Origin of the sequence: Delftia sp. DLF01, assembly GCF_014852125.1 — a bacterium.
GTDB classification, from domain to species: domain Bacteria; phylum Pseudomonadota; class Gammaproteobacteria; order Burkholderiales; family Burkholderiaceae_C; genus Comamonas; species Comamonas acidovorans.
Genome location: NZ_JACVAZ010000003.1, coordinates 1,140,000 through 1,156,409, shown reverse-complemented (window position 1 = coordinate 1,156,409; position 16,410 = coordinate 1,140,000). Strand labels below are relative to the sequence as shown.

Here is a 16,410-nt window from a genome sequence, read left to right as displayed (position 1 = left end):
GCGGCATGTCTGCAGCTATCGTCACGACGACAACCAACACGAATTCGACGGCCACGTCGACCTCCAGCCATAGCAGGACCAGTTACCAGACCAGCAAGACGCAGGACACCGTGCGCCACCTGCTGACCGACGATGGCCATGGTTCGTTCGGCCCGGATGGCACGATCAGCTACGCGGGCAAGTTCGCCAACGTGCGCTTCGCGCAGCTGGACAGCAAGACCGAGGGCTACAACAGCGATTTTGAGGACGCCAAGACCTTCGAGTCCACTTCGATGTCCGGCGGCGGAGGCGACCCGGGTTCGAGCAGCTCGTCGTCCAAGGGCGGCGAGCGCAGCGACACCTCCGTCAGCGAAGAGATCCTGGCGGCCAGCACCGTCACGCTGACGTATGCCGAGGGCTTTGCATCTCCGCAGCACCATGTGATGAACTACACGCCCGAGCCGCTCACGCTGGACCTGTGTCCCTACACCACCGACTACATCGTGCCCAATAGCGTGCGATTCCGATGGATGGGCCAGGTGTATGAGGACTACGACGGCGTGCTTGTGCGGGGCCGCACTGCAATCAGCCCGGGCATCGTCGCGGGCGCCCTGGACTATTCCAGTGGCGTCGCGCGCATCACGGACTATGTCGTCGGCGGCTCGCCCTCGGACTTCGCCGTCGAGAGCCTGTGGACCGTGCGTCAGAACTGGACCACGGCCAGCATCTTCATGCGTACCGCAACTGCGCCGGTCAAGCCTTCGGGCTTCGTCATGAACTTGTCGGATGTCACCGGCGCCCAGATCACGGCCATCGCCGGTATCGACGGGCTGATCACGGGCGATCACCTGCGCGGGCGCATCGACTATCAGACCGGCGTTGTTGAGCTGCAGTTCGGGGACTACGTGCTCGACACCTCGCTGACGGCGGCGGAGAAGGCCGAATGGTGGTACTCGGCCGACGACGTGGGCGCCGTGCAGCCGGACAAGATCTGGCGTCCCTGGCCCGTGGACCCGACCACGCTGCGCTACAACAGCGTCAGCTACTTCTACCTGCCGCTGGATGAGACCGTCATCGGTCTGGACCCCGTGCGCCTGCCGCAGGATGGCCGCGTGCCCATCTACCGGGTGGGCGGCTACCTGGTGATCGGCCACACCGGCAAGATCGGGCCCGCCCAGCTCACCAACGGCCAGACCCTCAACTGTGGCCGGACGCGCCTGTCCCGTGTGTACCTTGTAGGCGCCGACAGCAAGCTGATCCACCAGGGCTGGACCGTGGATCTCGACGCCGGCCTGGTCAGCGTGCAGGACACGACGGGCTGGGTGCAGCCCGTGCGCGTGTTTCACCGCATCGAGGAAATGGCCCGGGCCTCGGACGTCCAGATCAGCGGGGCCATCACCCTCACCAAGTCGCTGAGCCACGAATTCCCGGTGGGCTCCATCGTCAGCAACGCCCTCATGTCGGGCACGCTGCGCGCCCGGGTGAGCCATCTGTTTGACCAGAACACCTGGACCGGCCGTTGGCAGGACACGGTCGACGGCGCCGAGGCGCTGGCCAGCTACAACGACACCGTGGCGCCCATCCAGGTGACCAACGCGGGCGCCATCCCGCAGCGCTGGATGCTGCGCTTCAAGGACACGACCAACTTCGAGTGCATCGGCCAGGACGTGGGCAACATCGGCTCGGGCTCGATCAATACCGACTTCGCGCCCGTCAACCCCATCAGCGCCGCGCCGTACTTCACAGTTCGGGCCATCGGCTGGGGCCAGGGCTGGGCCGCCGGCAACGTGTTGCGCATCAACACCGTGGGTGCCATGCAGCCCTTTGCGGCCATCCGCACCGTGCAGCCCAGCGAGGCGACGGGCACCGACTACGCCTTCGAGCTGCTCACGCGCGGCGACGTCGACCGCCCACCCACCAATCCCCAGACCATCTGATCCCGAGGTAGCCCATGATCTACACGTTTGATTCCACCCAGGCCGGCGCCCCGGTGCTGTCCGGCACGGCCGGCGCGCTGGCGACGGTCCTCAAAGCCTGCCTGGTCGATGGCTTCGGCGCAGGCGCTGTCGTGTCGCTGGTGGTCACCGCAGGCATTGCCAAGGCCACGTACTCGGCATCCCATCCTTTCCGCGCAGGGACCGTGGCGCGCATCGCTGGCGCGACGCCCGCAGGACTCAACGGCGACAAGCTGATCCTGACGACCACGGTCAACAGCGTCACCTATGCCGCCCCGGACGTGGCGGACGGGGCGGCCACAGGCACCATCACCAGTCGCATGGCACCTGCTGGCTGGCAGGAGCTGTTCGCAGGCACGGTAGCCAATGTGCTGGTGGTCAAGCCCACGGCCGTGGAGGCGACCGGGTGCGTACTGCGTATCGATGATGCCGGCACCACCAATGCGCGCCTGCGCGGCTATGAGTCCATGACCGATGCGGTCACCGGCCAGGGGCCGATCCCACTCGACAGCCATGTGGCAGGCGGCGTGTACTGGTCCAAGGCCTATGGCGCCGACGGCACGCCGATCTCCTGGCGCGTCTGGGCAGACAGCCGGGGCTTCTACTTTGCCGTGGCGCCTCGCGGGAATGTGAATCGGTACACGCTCTTCTATGCCGGGGATCTGGCCAGCTTCAAGCCAGGCGATGCCTGGGGCTGGTTGCTCACAGGCAATGCATCGGACCAAGTCGGCGTCACTTGGCGCCCTGATGGCTGCTGCGGTTGGTCCAGTAGGAATGCGCGCGCCGGCATATACCTCGCGCGCTCGCATACCGGCGTGGGCCAGTCCATTGCGGCCGCCCGGTACGGCTCCCACCACAACGGCCCAGCCACGGAAACCTATGCCGGCACCAGCGGCTACGCATGGGGCTCCTACCCCAACAGCCCCAACAACGGGCTGATGACCGGCGAGCTTGAGGTGTTCGCCCTGGGCATGCGGGGCACATTGCCAGGCCTGCTGCATCCCGTACAGGATTGCGGCGACGCATTCACCAGCGGGACCACGCTGGAGGGCACGAACGAATTCCTGGGGCGCAAGCTCATGGCCTGGCGCGTGGGTCCACCCGTGCTGGGCGGCGAGGGCGGCGGTACCGTGTTCATCGACTCGACAGGCCCCTGGAGCCGCTGATGCCGCACGCTGCTCAATGGGTGCTGTCCGGCGTCACCGGCTACAACGCGCCGGGCCTGGCCCTGACCGAATTGCGGATGCTGACGGGCGATCCACTGTGGTCTAGCACCTCCCTGCTGGTCCATGCCATGGACGGCACGCTGGTGGACGCCAGGGGTAAGGCCCTGACGCCCACGGGCGTGAAGGTGGACCCCGCCCAGCCCTTCGACGGCTATCCCACGCTGTCCTGTGTCACCGGCACGGCGATCATCACCCCGGCACATCCGTCCCTGTCATTCGGCACCGGGGATTTCTCAGTAGAGGCCATCGTGCGCATCGATGCCATCCCAGCATCCGGGGACGGCTATGCGTTGTTCGCCAACGCAACCTCCTCCGCGCTTCCCTCCACGTTCTTCATTAGCGACCTCGGCACGCTACAGGCCTGGAACAATGGCATTGTGGTCCCCGTGGCTTCCAGCGGCGCGCCGTTGCCGCTGGGACGTTTTGCGCATGTGGAATGGCGGCGCGTCGCCGGCGTGCTATATGCGCTGCTGGACGGCGTGCTGCAGTGGTCGGTGCCGCACACAGCGAACTATGCGTCCACCGTCCCCGCGACTCTGCTGGCCAACCCTGGCGGCGGCTCGGGCTGGCTGCGCGGCTGGCTGGCGGCGCTGCGCATCACTAAAGGCCAGCGCTACCAGGGCGCGGCAGCGTGGCCGGGCCGGCAGTTTGCGCGAGGCCCGGTGTCCGTGCTCGCCCCGACCTACTCGGCGACCATCGATCCCACCGAAGGCGCGGTCAGCGATTTGTCCGATGGGGGGGCTGCTGGTGCGGCATGGGCCGATGTGTCGCCCGGGGGCTTTCGAATCATTGCCGATTTTGCGGTGCCGGTCTCTGTCGATGCGCTGCAGTTTCAGTCTGCCGGCAATGGCATGGAGTATGCGCAGCTCTCGTGCCGCGACGGCGCTGGCCGGTGGCAGGCGACGGGAGAGGTGGCTAGCCCCTACGTGGCGGATCAGGTCTGGTCTCCCGTCCTCAACGGCGCGCTGTCGGCGGCACGCGCTCGGCCTAGGTCACGCGCAGCCCGCACCTTGGTGGTCGTGTCGGCCTCGCTCAGCCCATTCTCGACCCGCGCCTCTCGCTTACGGGCCATCGATACGCAGTTCGGCGGGCCCGGCCGGATCTTCGGCACCACCAAGACCAAGGCTAGCCCCAGCAACTTGCCCACCAAGGCGCGCGTGGTACTGCTGCACCAGCGCAGCAAGCTGCTGGTCCGCGAGACGTGGAGCGACCCCGACACCGGCGATTACTCATTCGATGGGCTCGATGTGCGGCAGGAATTCCTCGCGCTGGCCGAGGACGCAGCGGGCAATTTCCGCGCCGTGGCAGCACAGCGACTGCTGCCTGGGGGCGCGCCATGACTGCCGGCATCTGGGAGATCGGCCCAGCCATGGCGCTGGCGCAGCTGCAGGCCACGGTCACACGCTCGGACCTGGGCACCGGCAACGCCCGAGTGCGCATCTACCTCGAGGTGCCGGCCGACTTCCTCGGCAGCCGTGGGGCGGTGCAGGCCGAGGTGGTGCTGGCCAGGCCCAGCGCCACGGTGGTCAACGGCACCCTGGTGCTGCACGTCCGCGATGCAGCCGGCGCAATGGTCATGGCCACAGGCATCCCGCGCTGGGCGGATTGGCATGCAGCCGATGGCGCGCTGCTCGCCGGCGGCGAGGTGTCGGACTCCGACCACACAGGTCCCTGGCGCCTCTTCGGCGGCCAGACCCCTGAGGGCGAGACCAGCCCGCTGCTGTACGCCGGCAGCCTGGTGCAGCTCGGCGAGACGAGTCTGATATAGCCATGGGCGAGATCGATCTGCTCTTTCGTGCACGCTTGGTCGATGGGCACTCGCCGGTCGAGCTGGTCTTTGGTGGCAGCGAGCCTGGGCAGCAGGTCGCCAAGTTGCAGGCAGCCGGACGAATCACGGGCCTGGGTGCAGCGCTTGCGATACGTGCCCAGGTGTGTGCATCGGCTTCCGGACGGATTTCCGGTTTGCGGGGAAAAGTAGGAGCAAGCGTCCACATCAATGTGGCCCGGCCCGCTGTCGGGCAGATGCCGGGAATCTACGGGCATGCCGACGGTGTCTGTGCTGCAGCCAATGCGGCTTTTGGTCAAGCGACGCCGGTATTGAGCGCGGCTCAGGTACGCGGTACCCACGGGAAATCAAGGCAGAGTCTTTTCCTGCAGAGCTGGCAGGAAGGGCGCCGCGTGGCCCAAATGGAACGACTTCGTTGGAAGGCCGGACAGAGTGTGATGAGCGGCCAACTCATGTCATGGCAGGAGGCTTTGCGCTTGCGACGTGCTTCAGGCATTGAGGGAGAGCAGGCCACCATTGCCGCAGGAGTGACGCAGCAACTCTTTGAGGAGGCCTTGCGGCGTAGGCATGCGATGACCAAGGCGTTCGGTTCTGGTTTGACTGCAGCAATGTCGGTGCATACCGATCTGCGAAGTGCTCGGGCTCTGCACAAGGCCCAGCTTGCTCGTTACGAAGATGCGCGCAGACCTTGGCCGGGCGCCACGCTGGCGCAGCCTGGGCCGCCGAATGCGTTGCCGTGCTATGCACTCGCGTCTGGCACTTCGGTGGAAATGGTATTCGAGCATCCTCGGGAGTCGGACGTTCAACTGATTTTTTCCTGCTGCAAGAGCTCTCCTGGTCCCCTGCCGCCACGCTACCAAATTCCGATTCAAAGCATCTATATGACCATACACACCCTAGAAGCAGAGCTGTTGCCAGGGCTGGAGCCCGTTGTACTCAGTGATGTGATCATTGCCAGCGACGACGACGGCTTCGGATGGAGTTTTTCGGCAAATGGTCCGGAGCATCTGCTGGACCAACTGGCCCCTGTCGGCGGGCTGCCTGCGCGGCTGCGCATCGTGGTGGATGGCATCGACTTCGTCTTCGTCGTGCAAACCCTGAGCCGCAAGCGCAGTTTCGGCAATCACCGTGTGGCGGTGCAGGGCGTAAGCATGACCGCGCTGCTGAGTAATCCCTACATGCCGGAGCAGACTTGGCTGAACACGGCTCCCGTCACGGCACAGCAATTGGTACGGGAAGCGCTGGAGTTTACAGGGGTGGAACTCGATTGGAAGGTGTCGGATTGGCTGGTGCCGGCCGGTGCCTGGAGCCACCGTGGCACGCCGTTGTCGGCCGTGATGCGCGTTGCCGCTTCGATCGGAGCCGTGGTGAGCAGCCACCGCACTCGGGAGCGCTTGATCGTCGCCCCCCGTTTCCCTCATCTTCCATGGAAATGGGCCGACGCGACTCCGGATGTGCGCATACCGGCGGACGTCATCGTGACAGACGAACTGCGGCCGGAGCCTCGTGCCGCCTACAACGCGGTCTATATCAGTGGTCAGGTGGGCGGCATCCTGGGGCACGTGCGTCGCGCCGGCTCTGCAGGTGGCAGCCTTGCACCCCAAATCACCGACGCCTTGATAGCCGAAGCCGTAGCCGCGCGCCAGCGAGGCGAAGCGGTGCTAGGCGCCTCGGGCAACAAGCTTGTCCAGTCCATCACCATGCCCGTGCTCTCAGGAGGCACGGCGCCGGGCCTGATCCTGCCTGGCCAATTGATCGAAGTCGTAGATACCAGAGAAACTTGGCGGGGCCTTGTGCGTGCGTCTCGTCTGAACGCTGCCATGCCCGTGGTGCGCCAGCAAATCACTGTGGAGCGCGCCGCCTTATGACGACCACCAATCTCTTCAAGCGCCTTATCCAGTTGTTGCCTGAGGAGCCAGTGCTCACAGGGCATGTCAGCGAGGTCCATGTTGATGGAACGGCAACGGTCGACCTGCCGGGCAGCGGCCAATTGCGCGTACGCAATCCCCTCGGCAGCCAGGAGGGCGACAGTGTCTATGTTCAGGGGCCGGCGATCACGGGCGAAGCCCCTCGGCTGACCTATGTACTTATTGACATCTAGGACGAATGCGCAGCAGGGCCCTGCCGGGCATGGAAAACTGAGGACAAATCCCCAACGTGGCCTTCTTCATGGCAAAACCGCCTCGTTTATAATGTCCGGCTTCGCTTACATCACGGGTTGAGCGAACCATGTGCGGTCCCCAGCGGCCAGGTGCATGTGATGTAAGCCCTTGAAATCTGAGGTGCCGCGCGGCCGACTGGCTTGGCTCGCGTCGCACCGTGACTTTTGCGCAATACGGTGCGGGCTGTACAGCAGCCGGCACGGTCCAATCCCTCATAGGAACAAACATGGCCGTTACTGTTGAAACCCTTGAAAAGCTCGAGCGCAAGATCACGCTGAGCCTGCCGCTGAACTCCATCCAGAGCGAAGTCGAGAACCGCCTCAAGCAAGTGGCGCGCACCGTGAAGATGGACGGCTTCCGTCCCGGCAAGGTGCCGATGAGCGTGGTGGCCCAGCGTTATGGCTACTCGGTGCAGTACGAAGTGCTCAACGACAAGGTTGGTGAGGCTTTTGCACAGGCCGTCAACGAAGCCAAGCTGCGCGTGGCTGGCCAGCCCCGCATCTCCGAAAAGGAAGGCGCTCCCGAGGGCGAGGCCCAGTTCGAAGCCATCTTCGAAGTGATGCCTGAAGTCAAGATCGGCGACCTGACCTCGGCCGAAGTCGAGAAGCTGACCGCCGAAGTGGACGACGCCGCCATCGACAAGACCGTGGACATCCTGCGCAAGCAGCGCCGCACCTTCGCACAGCGCGCCCAGGCCGATGTGGCCGTGGACGGCGACCGCGTGACCGTGGACTTCGAAGGCAAGATCGACGGCGAGACCTTCTCCGGCGGCAAGGCTGAAGACTTCCAGTTCCTGGTCGGCGAAGGCCAGATGCTCAAGGAATTCGAAGACGCAGTGCGCGGCATGAAGGCTGGCGAGTCCAAGACTTTCCCGCTGGCATTCCCCGCTGACTACCACGGCAAGGACGTGGCCGGCAAGACCGCCGATTTCCTGGTGACGGTCAAGAAGATCGAAGCCGCCAACCTGCCCGAAGTGGACGAGGCTTTTGCCAAGGCACTGGGCGTGGCTGAAGGCACGGTCGAAGGCCTGCGCGCCGACATCAAGAAGAACCTGGAGCGTGAAGTCAAGTTCCGCGTCCAGGGCCGCAACAAGCAGGCCGTGATGGATGCCCTGGTGTCCAAGGCCGAGCTGGAACTGCCCAAGGCGTCGGTGCAGGCTGAAGTCGCACGTCTGCTGGAAGGCGCCCGCGCCGAGCTGCAGCAGCGCGGCATCAAGGACGCCGAGAAGGCCGAGATCCCTGAAGACGTGTTCCTGCCCCAAGCCGAGCGCCGCGTGCGCCTGGGCCTGGTGGTGGCCGAGCTGGTGCGCGCCAACGAGCTGCACGCCACGCCCGACCAGATCAAGGCCCACGTGGAAGAGCTGGCCGCCAGCTACGAAAAGCCCGAAGACGTGGCACGCTGGTACTTCGGCGACCGCCAACGCCTGGCTGAAGTCGAAGCCGTTGTCATCGAAAACAACGTGACCGAGTTCGTGCTGGGCAAGGCCAAGGTCTCCGACAAGGCCGTGTCCTTCGACGAACTGATGGGCCAGGCCTGAGGGTTTGAGCACCGCCTGCCTGCCGCTTCGTGAGATCGGCGGGCGGGTTGGCATCTGCGGGGCTTGTGCTTTGGCGCACAAGCCCCATTTTCTTTCCGGATACGGCTAAAGTAGCCCCCTAGTACTGGAGAAAACATGAGCGCATTGGAAACTCAGGGTTTGGGCATGATCCCAATGGTCATCGAACAGTCCGGCCGCGGAGAGCGGTCGTACGACATCTACTCGCGCCTGCTCAAGGACCGGGTGATCTTCCTGGTGGGCCCTGTCAATGACCAGACGGCCAACCTCGTCGTGGCCCAGCTGTTGTTCCTTGAGAGCGAGAACCCCGACAAGGACATTTCGTTCTACATCAACAGCCCCGGCGGCTCCGTGAGCGCCGGCCTGGCCATCTTCGACACGATGAACTTCATCAAGCCCGATGTGTCCACGCTGTGCACCGGCATCGCAGCCAGCATGGGCGCCTTCCTGCTGGCCGCTGGCACCAAGGGCAAGCGCTTTGCGCTGCCCAACTCCCAGGTCATGATCCACCAGCCGCTGGGCGGCATGCAGGGCCAGGCCACCGAGATCGAGATCCACGCCCGCGAGATCCTCAAGACCCGCGAGCGCCTGAACAAGATCCTGGCCGAGCGCACGGGCCAGCCGCTGGAAAAGATCCAGCACGACACCGAGCGCGACTACTTCCTGTCCGCCGAGGAAGCCAAGGACTACGGCTTGGTCGATCAGGTGATCAACAAGCGCTCCTGAAGTCCGGAGGCTGCATGAGAATGGGCGGCGTTTTCCCCCTACGGAAAACGCCGCTTTCCATTTGGTTATCATCCTTTTCCATATTTCTGTAACAAGGCACCGACCCCATGGCCGAGAAAAAAGGCTCCTCCAGCGAAAAAAACCTTTATTGCACCTTCTGCGGCAAGAGCCAGCATGAGGTCAAGAAGCTGATCGCGGGTCCGTCAGTCTTTATCTGCGACGAGTGCATCGATCTCTGCAACGAGATCATCCGCGACGAGCAGCCCAGCACCGAGGCCAAGGACGGCCGAGGCGACCTGCCCACGCCCGCCGAAATCAAGGCCAACCTGGACAACTACGTGATCGGCCAGGACCTGCCCAAGCGCACGCTGGCCGTTGCCGTCTACAACCACTACAAGCGCCTGCGTCACAAGGACAAGGCCGGCAAGGACGAGATTGAGCTGGCCAAGAGCAACATCCTGCTCATCGGTCCCACGGGCTCCGGCAAGACGCTGCTGGCGCAGACGCTGGCGCGCATGCTCAACGTCCCCTTCGTCATGGCCGATGCCACCACGCTGACCGAAGCCGGCTACGTGGGCGAGGACGTCGAGAACATCATCCAGAAGCTGCTGCAAAGCTGCGAGTACGACGTTGAGCGTGCACAGCGCGGCATCGTCTACATCGACGAGATCGACAAGATCTCGCGCAAGTCCGACAACCCCAGCATCACGCGCGACGTGTCTGGCGAGGGCGTGCAGCAGGCCCTGCTCAAGCTCATCGAAGGCACCATGGCCAGCGTTCCCCCGCAAGGCGGCCGCAAGCATCCGAACCAGGACTTCCTGCAGATCGACACGACCAACATCCTGTTCATCTGCGGCGGCGCGTTCGCGGGCTTGGAGAAGGTCATCGAGAACCGCACCGAGGCGTCTGGCATCGGCTTTGGCGCCACGGTCAAGAGCAAGAAGCAGCGTTCCATCTCGGAAGTGTTCCAGGAGATCGAGCCTGAAGACCTGATCAAGTTCGGCATCATCCCCGAGCTGGTCGGCCGCATGCCCGTGGTCACGGCCCTGGCCGAACTGGGCGAAGACGCCCTGGTGCAGATCCTGACCGAGCCCAAGAACGCCCTGGTCAAGCAGTACAGCAAGCTGTTGGCCATGGAAGGCGTGGAGCTGGAGATCCGGCCTGCCGCGCTCAAGGCCATCGCCCGCAAGGCGCTGGCGCGCAAGACGGGTGCCCGTGGCCTGCGCTCCATCCTGGAGCAATCGCTGATCGGCACCATGTACGAGCTGCCCAACGCCGACAATGTCGAAAAGGTAGTGGTGGACGAGTCCACCATCGAAGACGGAAAGGCGCCGCTGCTGGTTTACCGCGAAGCGGCCAAGAAGGCCTGATGCGCCGCCGCCTGCAAAGGTCCGGCAGCGCAAGTCCCTGCGTCCCGAAATCCTTTCGGGCCGCAGGGTTGAAATACACCGGTGTGCGGACCATCTTCCGCTGACAAACCGAGGATTCCCATGTCAGGACATACCCCTTTGCCTTCCACCCCCCTAGACCTGGCGCTGCTGCCGCTGCGTGACGTGGTCGTGTTCCCCCACATGGTGATCCCGCTGTTCGTGGGGCGCGCCAAGAGCATCAAGGCGCTGGAGCTGGCCATGGAGGGCGACCGCCGCATCATGCTGGTGGCCCAGAAGACCGCCTCCAAGGACGAGCCCACGGCCGCTGACATGTTCGATGTCGGCTGCGTGTCCACCATCCTGCAGATGCTCAAGCTGCCCGACGGCACGGTCAAGGTGCTGGTCGAAGGCCAGCAGCGCGCGCTGGTCAAGCAGGTCATGGACGAAGAGACCCACTTCGTGGGCTCCGTCGTGCCCGTGGCGCCCGAGGCCGAAACCCACAAGCCCAGTGAGATCGAGGCCCTGCGCCGCGCCGTGACGCAGCAGTTCGACCAGTACGTCAAGCTCAACAAGAAGATCCCGCCCGAGATCCTCACCTCCATCGCCAGCATCGACGATGCCGGCCGCCTGGCCGACACCATTGCCGCGCACCTGCCGCTCAAGCTTGAGAACAAGCAGGCCGTGCTCGACCTGGTGGACATCAAGGAACGCCTGGAGAATCTCTTCGAGCAACTGGACCGCGAAGTCGACATCCTCAACGTCGACAAGCGCATCCGCGGCCGCGTCAAGCGCCAGATGGAGAAGAACCAGCGCGACTTCTACCTGAACGAACAGGTCAAGGCCATCCAGAAGGAACTGGGCGAGGGCGAAGACGGCGCCGACATCGAAGAGATCGAAAAGAAGATCAAGCTGGCCCGCATGCCCGCCGAGGCGCGCAAGAAGGCCGAGGCCGAGCTCAAGAAGCTCAAGCTCATGTCGCCCATGTCGGCCGAAGCGACCGTGGTGCGCAACTACATCGACGTGCTCACGGGCCTGCCCTGGAGCAAGAAGACCAAGATCAAGCACGACCTGGCCAATGCCGAGGACGTGCTCAATGCCGACCACTTCGGCCTCGAAAAGGTCAAGGACCGCATCCTTGAATATCTTGCTGTGCAGCAGCGCGTGGACAAGGTCAAGGCGCCCATCCTGTGCCTGGTCGGACCTCCGGGCGTGGGCAAGACCTCGCTGGGCCAGTCCATCGCCAAGGCCACGGGCCGCAAGTACGTGCGCATGGCGCTGGGCGGCATGCGTGACGAGGCGGAAATCCGCGGCCACCGCCGCACCTACATCGGCGCCATGCCGGGCAAGGTGCTGCAAAGCCTGGACAAGGTCGGCACGCGCAACCCGCTGTTCCTGCTGGACGAAATCGACAAGCTCGGAATGGACTTCCGTGGCGACCCGTCGAGCGCCCTGCTGGAAGTGCTGGACCCCGAGCAGAACCACACCTTCGGCGATCACTACGTCGAGGTGGACTTCGACCTCAGCGACGTGATGTTCGTGGCGACCTCCAACTCCATGAACATCCCGCCCGCGCTGCTGGACCGCATGGAAGTGATCCGCCTGTCGGGTTACACCGAGGACGAAAAGGTCAACATCGCCATCCGCTACCTGCTTCCCAAGCAACTCACCAACAACGGTGTGAAGGACGGCGAAATGCAGGTCGACGAGTCCGCCATCCGCGACATCGTGCGCTACTACACGCGTGAAGCCGGCGTGCGCTCGCTGGAACGCGAGCTCTCCAAGATCTGCCGCAAGGTGGTCAAGGGACTGCAGCTCAAGAAGCTGGAGCCCACCGTCGTCGTCAATGCCGACAACCTCACCGACTACCTGGGTGTGCGCAAGTACAGCTACGGCCGTGCCGAGCACAACAACCAGGTCGGCCAGGTCGTGGGCCTGGCATGGACCGAGGTCGGTGGCGACCTGCTGACCATCGAGGCCGCCATCATGCCCGGCAAGGGCGTGATCTCGCGCACCGGCTCCCTGGGCGACGTGATGAAGGAATCGGTCGAAGCTGCCCGCACCGTGGTGCGCAGCCGCTCGCGCATGCTCGGCATCAAGGACGAGGCCTTCGAGAAGAAGGACATCCACGTGCACGTGCCCGATGGCGCCACGCCCAAGGACGGCCCCAGCGCGGGTGCGGCCATGACGACGGCCTTCGTCTCTGCGCTGACAGGTATCCCGGTGCGTGCCGATGTCGCCATGACTGGCGAGATCACGCTGCGCGGTGAGGTCACCGCCATCGGTGGCCTCAAGGAAAAGCTGCTGGCGGCCCTGCGTGGCGGCATCAAGACGGTGCTGATCCCCGAAGAGAACGTCAAGGACCTCCAGGAGATCCCCGACAACGTCAAGAGCGGCCTGGAAATCATCCCCGTCAAGTGGATCGACCAGGTCCTCAAGGTGGCGCTGGAGCGTGTGCCCGAGCCCTTGTCCGAGGAGGAGGCCGCAGCGCCGCCGCCAGCGGAATCCAAGCCTGTGGAGCCAGCCGTCAAGCACTGAAGATGAAAAAATGTAGCGTTTTTCCTGAACCCTCCAAGAACTACGCTACAATTCATCCCATCGCAGCAAACGACGTTGTAGAATGTCAGGCTTCGGTAGAAATGCGGGAATAGCTCAGTTGGTAGAGCGCAACCTTGCCAAGGTTGAGGTCGACGGTTCGAACCCGTTTTCCCGCTCCAGATTTTGAACATGCTTTCGGGTGTGTTCGGTTCTGGTGGCGGTTGGCTGCCAGAATGGATGATTCAAGCGGGAATAGCTCAGTTGGTAGAGCGCAACCTTGCCAAGGTTGAGGTCGACGGTTCGAACCCGTTTTCCCGCTCCAGTTTTGGATGTGCCTAGTGCACATCCGATTCAGGTGACGGTTGGTTGCTTGAATTTTTTGCGGGAATAGCTCAGTTGGTAGAGCGCAACCTTGCCAAGGTTGAGGTCGACGGTTCGAACCCGTTTTCCCGCTCCAGTTTTAAAAACTGCAGCAATGCTGCATGTTTGATAGTGATATTGGCGCGATAGCAAAGCGGTTATGCCCCGGATTGCAAATCCGGTTAGACCAGTTCGACTCTGGTTCGCGCCTCCAAAAATTCATTGCAGACACAGTGTTCAAAAGGCCCCTCGGGGCCTTTTTCTTTTTCTGCATCACGGATCGTTGTTGGTCCTTGGTGCCATGTCTCCGCAGCGGCCTCGACTTGGCTGGCGCATCTTCTTCTCTTCCGATTCAGTGCCGTGGCGGTGCTTCACGCTCTGTGCATCGAGAGCATGGCTGCATGCCTGTTTTGGTCATTCATCGCTGATTTGGTGAATTTAATTGTTTCCATTTGTTTTGAATGAGCAGTCGTCATTGAAATTTGGCATTGCTTGTCCATTGAGAAATTGCAAGAAATTGCAAATGGGTTGTCATTGCAGGTAGATTGAATTGGCGCGTCGTGGATATGATGCGCGCTTCATTTATCGGGAGGGATTATGAAGATCAAGCTATTGACGGCAATTGTTGCCAGCGGCGTGGTGCTGGCGGGCTGTAAAACCATGGAGTCTGCCGATGTGGGCGGGTTGCTGGATTCGGGCTCCACGGCCATGAAGGCCATGACGCTCACGGATGACGACGTGGTCACCCTGTCCAATGATTCCTGCGCAGCCATGGATGCCCAGAACAAGGTGGCAGATGCAAAGAGCAAGTACACGCTGCGGCTGAACAAGGTGATTGCCGGCATGCCGCAGGCTGTCAATGGGAAGAAGGCTGTCTACAAGGTCTATATGACGCAGGACGTGAATGCCTGGGCCATGGCCAATGGCTGCATCCGTGTCTACAGCGGCCTGATGGATCTGATGAACGATGACGAGCTGCGTGGCGTGATTGGCCATGAGATCGGGCACGTGGCACTGGGTCACAGCAAGAAGCGCATGCAGACGGCCTATGCGGCTTCGGCTGCACGCTCTATTGCGGCCAATAGCGGCAATTCGGCGCTGGCCTCGCTGTCGCGTTCGCAGGCGGGTGATCTGGGTGAGAAGTTCATCAATGCCCAGTTCTCGCAGTCGCAGGAGTCGGCGGCCGATGACTACTCCTTCGATCTGCTCACGGAAAAGAAGATGAGCCGCCAGGGGCTGGTCACATCGTTCCAGAAGCTGGCCAAGCTCAGCGCTGGCAGCGGCGGCAGCTCCATCCTGAGCTCCCATCCGCCGTCCGAACAGCGGGCCAAGCGCATGCAGGATCGCATCGACGGCAAGTAGGCGTCGACGGTGAAGCAGCCTGCCGCAGCAAAGTGCAAGGCGGGCTGCGATCTGCCTTGGTGCAGATTTTTTGCGGGCTTCTTCCGAAGCACCAAAAATCTGCGCTAGAATTCAAGTCTGCTCTGTGAAGCGCACAGCTCTACAGATACGCGGGAATAGCTCAGTTGGTAGAGCGCAACCTTGCCAAGGTTGAGGTCGACGGTTCGAACCCGTTTTCCCGCTCCAATTCAGAAAAAAGGGAAGCGGTAACGCTTCCCTTTTTCGTTGGTGCTGCAGTTGCAGGTGTGAGCAGTTCGCGCTGACCTGTGACGCTGCGGTGCAGGGCCCCGATGGTGAAATTGGTAGACACTGCGGACTTAAAATCCGCCGCTTCCGAACAGGGGCGTGCCGGTTCGATCCCGGCTCGGGGCACCACAACCCAATACGTACCAGGCATTGTTGCTATCTATACGGTAGCGGATTGAAGCAGCCAAGGCGCCTGCTGTTCCGCAAATTCAGGCGTCGTGCCGCAACGTGCATTGACGGTCCTGCCCGCTTGCTGCGCTGCAAGGTGTCCATGCGTTGCCAAGTCCTTGCCCGTTGGCATAACGTGCGAGAATCCATTCATCAGGCCCCGGGCTGCTTGCCTGGATGGCGCGGCTCGGGCAGACAGTGATGGCGATGCCTGCATGCGTTCCGTTGACGTTGATCGTGGCACATGGTGCGGCGTGACAGGTGTGGCCAAACTCATCCCAGACGAGAACATGTCGAATTACAACGCTCCATTTGAAATCCACGTGCACGGCCAAGTGCTGCTGCGCCCCGACACGACCTACGAGCAGTTGCAGGAAGCGCTGGGTCCGCTGTGGAAGTATGCTGGGGCCCGTTCCCTGGCCGATGGCGCTGGCAGCGTCTATGAGGAGGAGCCTGGCATCCAGTTCGATACCAAGGAGCGCCTGCTCCAGGTGTGCTGGACCGTGCGTGGTGACGAGGATTTCCGCCAGTCGCTGGACGACATGTGCATGGGCATCAATGAGCTGGCCGAGCAGGGCGCGGCCATCGAGGTGACCTTCTACGACACCGAGTTCGACGAGGAAGAGGAGTCCGAAGAGGCCGAGTCGCGCGACGACTTCGTCATGCTCTTCGTTGGTCCGACGCCCGCGGCCATCATGCAGGTGCAGCGTGATCTGCTGGTGCAGGACGTGGTCAACCTGATGGAGCGCCATTTCGACGGCTCCGAACTGGGTGGCGTGGTGCAGGAGATCGACAAGCTGTTCTCCCAGCGCTTCGATGCCCTGGTCAGCTCGCTGGAGATCGGCAAGCCGCCGCGCGGCATGGGCGGATCGGGTTCGGGTCACGGCGGCAACCGCCGCCCACGCCACCTGCATTGAGCGCAAGACGCTGCCCAGCGCAGC

The 16,410-nt window shown here is 63.1% G+C and carries 12 protein-coding genes and 6 tRNA genes; all 18 read left to right on the top strand.

Annotated features, from left to right (window positions below; translation table 11 throughout):
• The first annotated feature begins 5 nt into the window (after window positions 1-5).
• The 18 genes from IB269_RS20540 to IB269_RS20455 all read left to right on the top strand — a co-directional run bounded on the left by IB269_RS20540 (window position 6) and on the right by IB269_RS20455 (window position 16,386).
• Window positions 6-1,916 carry a hypothetical protein gene (locus IB269_RS20540; RefSeq protein ID WP_225614208.1) on the top strand — a complete coding sequence of 637 codons (1,911 nt, stop codon included), beginning with the start codon at window positions 6-8 and terminating at the stop codon, window positions 1,914-1,916.
• Between the two features lie 14 nt (window positions 1,917-1,930).
• Window positions 1,931-3,100 carry a hypothetical protein gene (locus tag IB269_RS20535; RefSeq protein WP_192368122.1) on the top strand — a complete coding sequence of 390 codons (1,170 nt, stop codon included), beginning with the start codon at window positions 1,931-1,933 and terminating at the stop codon, window positions 3,098-3,100.
• Window positions 3,100-4,500 carry a hypothetical protein gene (locus IB269_RS20530; RefSeq protein WP_192368121.1) on the top strand — a complete coding sequence of 467 codons (1,401 nt, stop codon included), beginning with the start codon at window positions 3,100-3,102 and terminating at the stop codon, window positions 4,498-4,500. Before IB269_RS20535 ends, IB269_RS20530 begins: the two co-directional genes overlap by 1 nt.
• Window positions 4,497-4,928 carry a hypothetical protein gene (locus IB269_RS20525; protein ID WP_192368120.1) on the top strand — a complete coding sequence of 144 codons (432 nt, stop codon included), beginning with the start codon at window positions 4,497-4,499 and terminating at the stop codon, window positions 4,926-4,928. The genes IB269_RS20530 and IB269_RS20525 overlap by 4 nt, the downstream gene beginning before the upstream one ends.
• A 2-nt stretch (window positions 4,929-4,930) precedes the next feature.
• Window positions 4,931-6,814 carry a hypothetical protein gene (locus IB269_RS20520; RefSeq protein WP_192368119.1) on the top strand — a complete coding sequence of 628 codons (1,884 nt, stop codon included), beginning with the start codon at window positions 4,931-4,933 and terminating at the stop codon, window positions 6,812-6,814.
• On the top strand, window positions 6,811-7,047 hold the full coding sequence (locus IB269_RS20515; RefSeq protein WP_192368118.1) for a hypothetical protein: 237 nt from the start codon (window positions 6,811-6,813) through the stop codon (window positions 7,045-7,047). Before IB269_RS20520 ends, IB269_RS20515 begins: the two co-directional genes overlap by 4 nt.
• 287 nt (window positions 7,048-7,334) lie before the next feature.
• Complete coding sequence (gene tig, locus IB269_RS20510; protein ID WP_012204528.1) at window positions 7,335-8,645, top strand: trigger factor; 1,311 nt, start codon at window positions 7,335-7,337, stop codon at window positions 8,643-8,645.
• Window positions 8,646-8,780: 135 nt separating this feature from the next.
• Window positions 8,781-9,389 carry an ATP-dependent Clp endopeptidase proteolytic subunit ClpP gene (clpP, locus tag IB269_RS20505; protein ID WP_012204529.1) on the top strand — a complete coding sequence of 203 codons (609 nt, stop codon included), beginning with the start codon at window positions 8,781-8,783 and terminating at the stop codon, window positions 9,387-9,389.
• 107 nt (window positions 9,390-9,496) lie between these two features.
• Window positions 9,497-10,759, top strand: coding sequence for an ATP-dependent Clp protease ATP-binding subunit ClpX (gene clpX, locus IB269_RS20500; RefSeq protein WP_012204530.1), 1,263 nt, complete (start codon window positions 9,497-9,499; stop codon window positions 10,757-10,759).
• Window positions 10,760-10,879: 120 nt separating this feature from the next.
• Window positions 10,880-13,294: an endopeptidase La gene (lon, locus tag IB269_RS20495; protein ID WP_012204531.1), complete on the top strand. Its 2,415-nt coding sequence runs from the start codon at window positions 10,880-10,882 to the stop codon at window positions 13,292-13,294.
• 103 nt (window positions 13,295-13,397) lie between these two features.
• A tRNA-Gly gene (locus IB269_RS20490) sits at window positions 13,398-13,473 on the top strand.
• A gap of 67 nt (window positions 13,474-13,540) precedes the next feature.
• A tRNA-Gly gene (locus IB269_RS20485) sits at window positions 13,541-13,616 on the top strand.
• 59 nt (window positions 13,617-13,675) lie between these two features.
• A tRNA-Gly gene (locus IB269_RS20480) sits at window positions 13,676-13,751 on the top strand.
• 43 nt (window positions 13,752-13,794) lie between these two features.
• Window positions 13,795-13,868, top strand: a tRNA-Cys gene (locus tag IB269_RS20475).
• A 383-nt stretch (window positions 13,869-14,251) separates the two neighbouring features.
• A complete protein-coding gene (locus IB269_RS20470; protein ID WP_043824220.1) occupies window positions 14,252-15,016 on the top strand; it encodes a M48 family metalloprotease in 765 nt (254 codons plus the stop codon).
• Window positions 15,017-15,165: 149 nt separating this feature from the next.
• A tRNA-Gly gene (locus IB269_RS20465) sits at window positions 15,166-15,241 on the top strand.
• A 98-nt stretch (window positions 15,242-15,339) separates the two neighbouring features.
• Window positions 15,340-15,430: transfer RNA gene (locus IB269_RS20460), tRNA-Leu, on the top strand.
• Between the two features lie 329 nt (window positions 15,431-15,759).
• On the top strand, window positions 15,760-16,386 hold the full coding sequence (locus IB269_RS20455; protein WP_013803265.1) for a DUF6806 family protein: 627 nt from the start codon (window positions 15,760-15,762) through the stop codon (window positions 16,384-16,386).
• The last annotated feature ends 24 nt before the right edge of the window (window positions 16,387-16,410 follow it).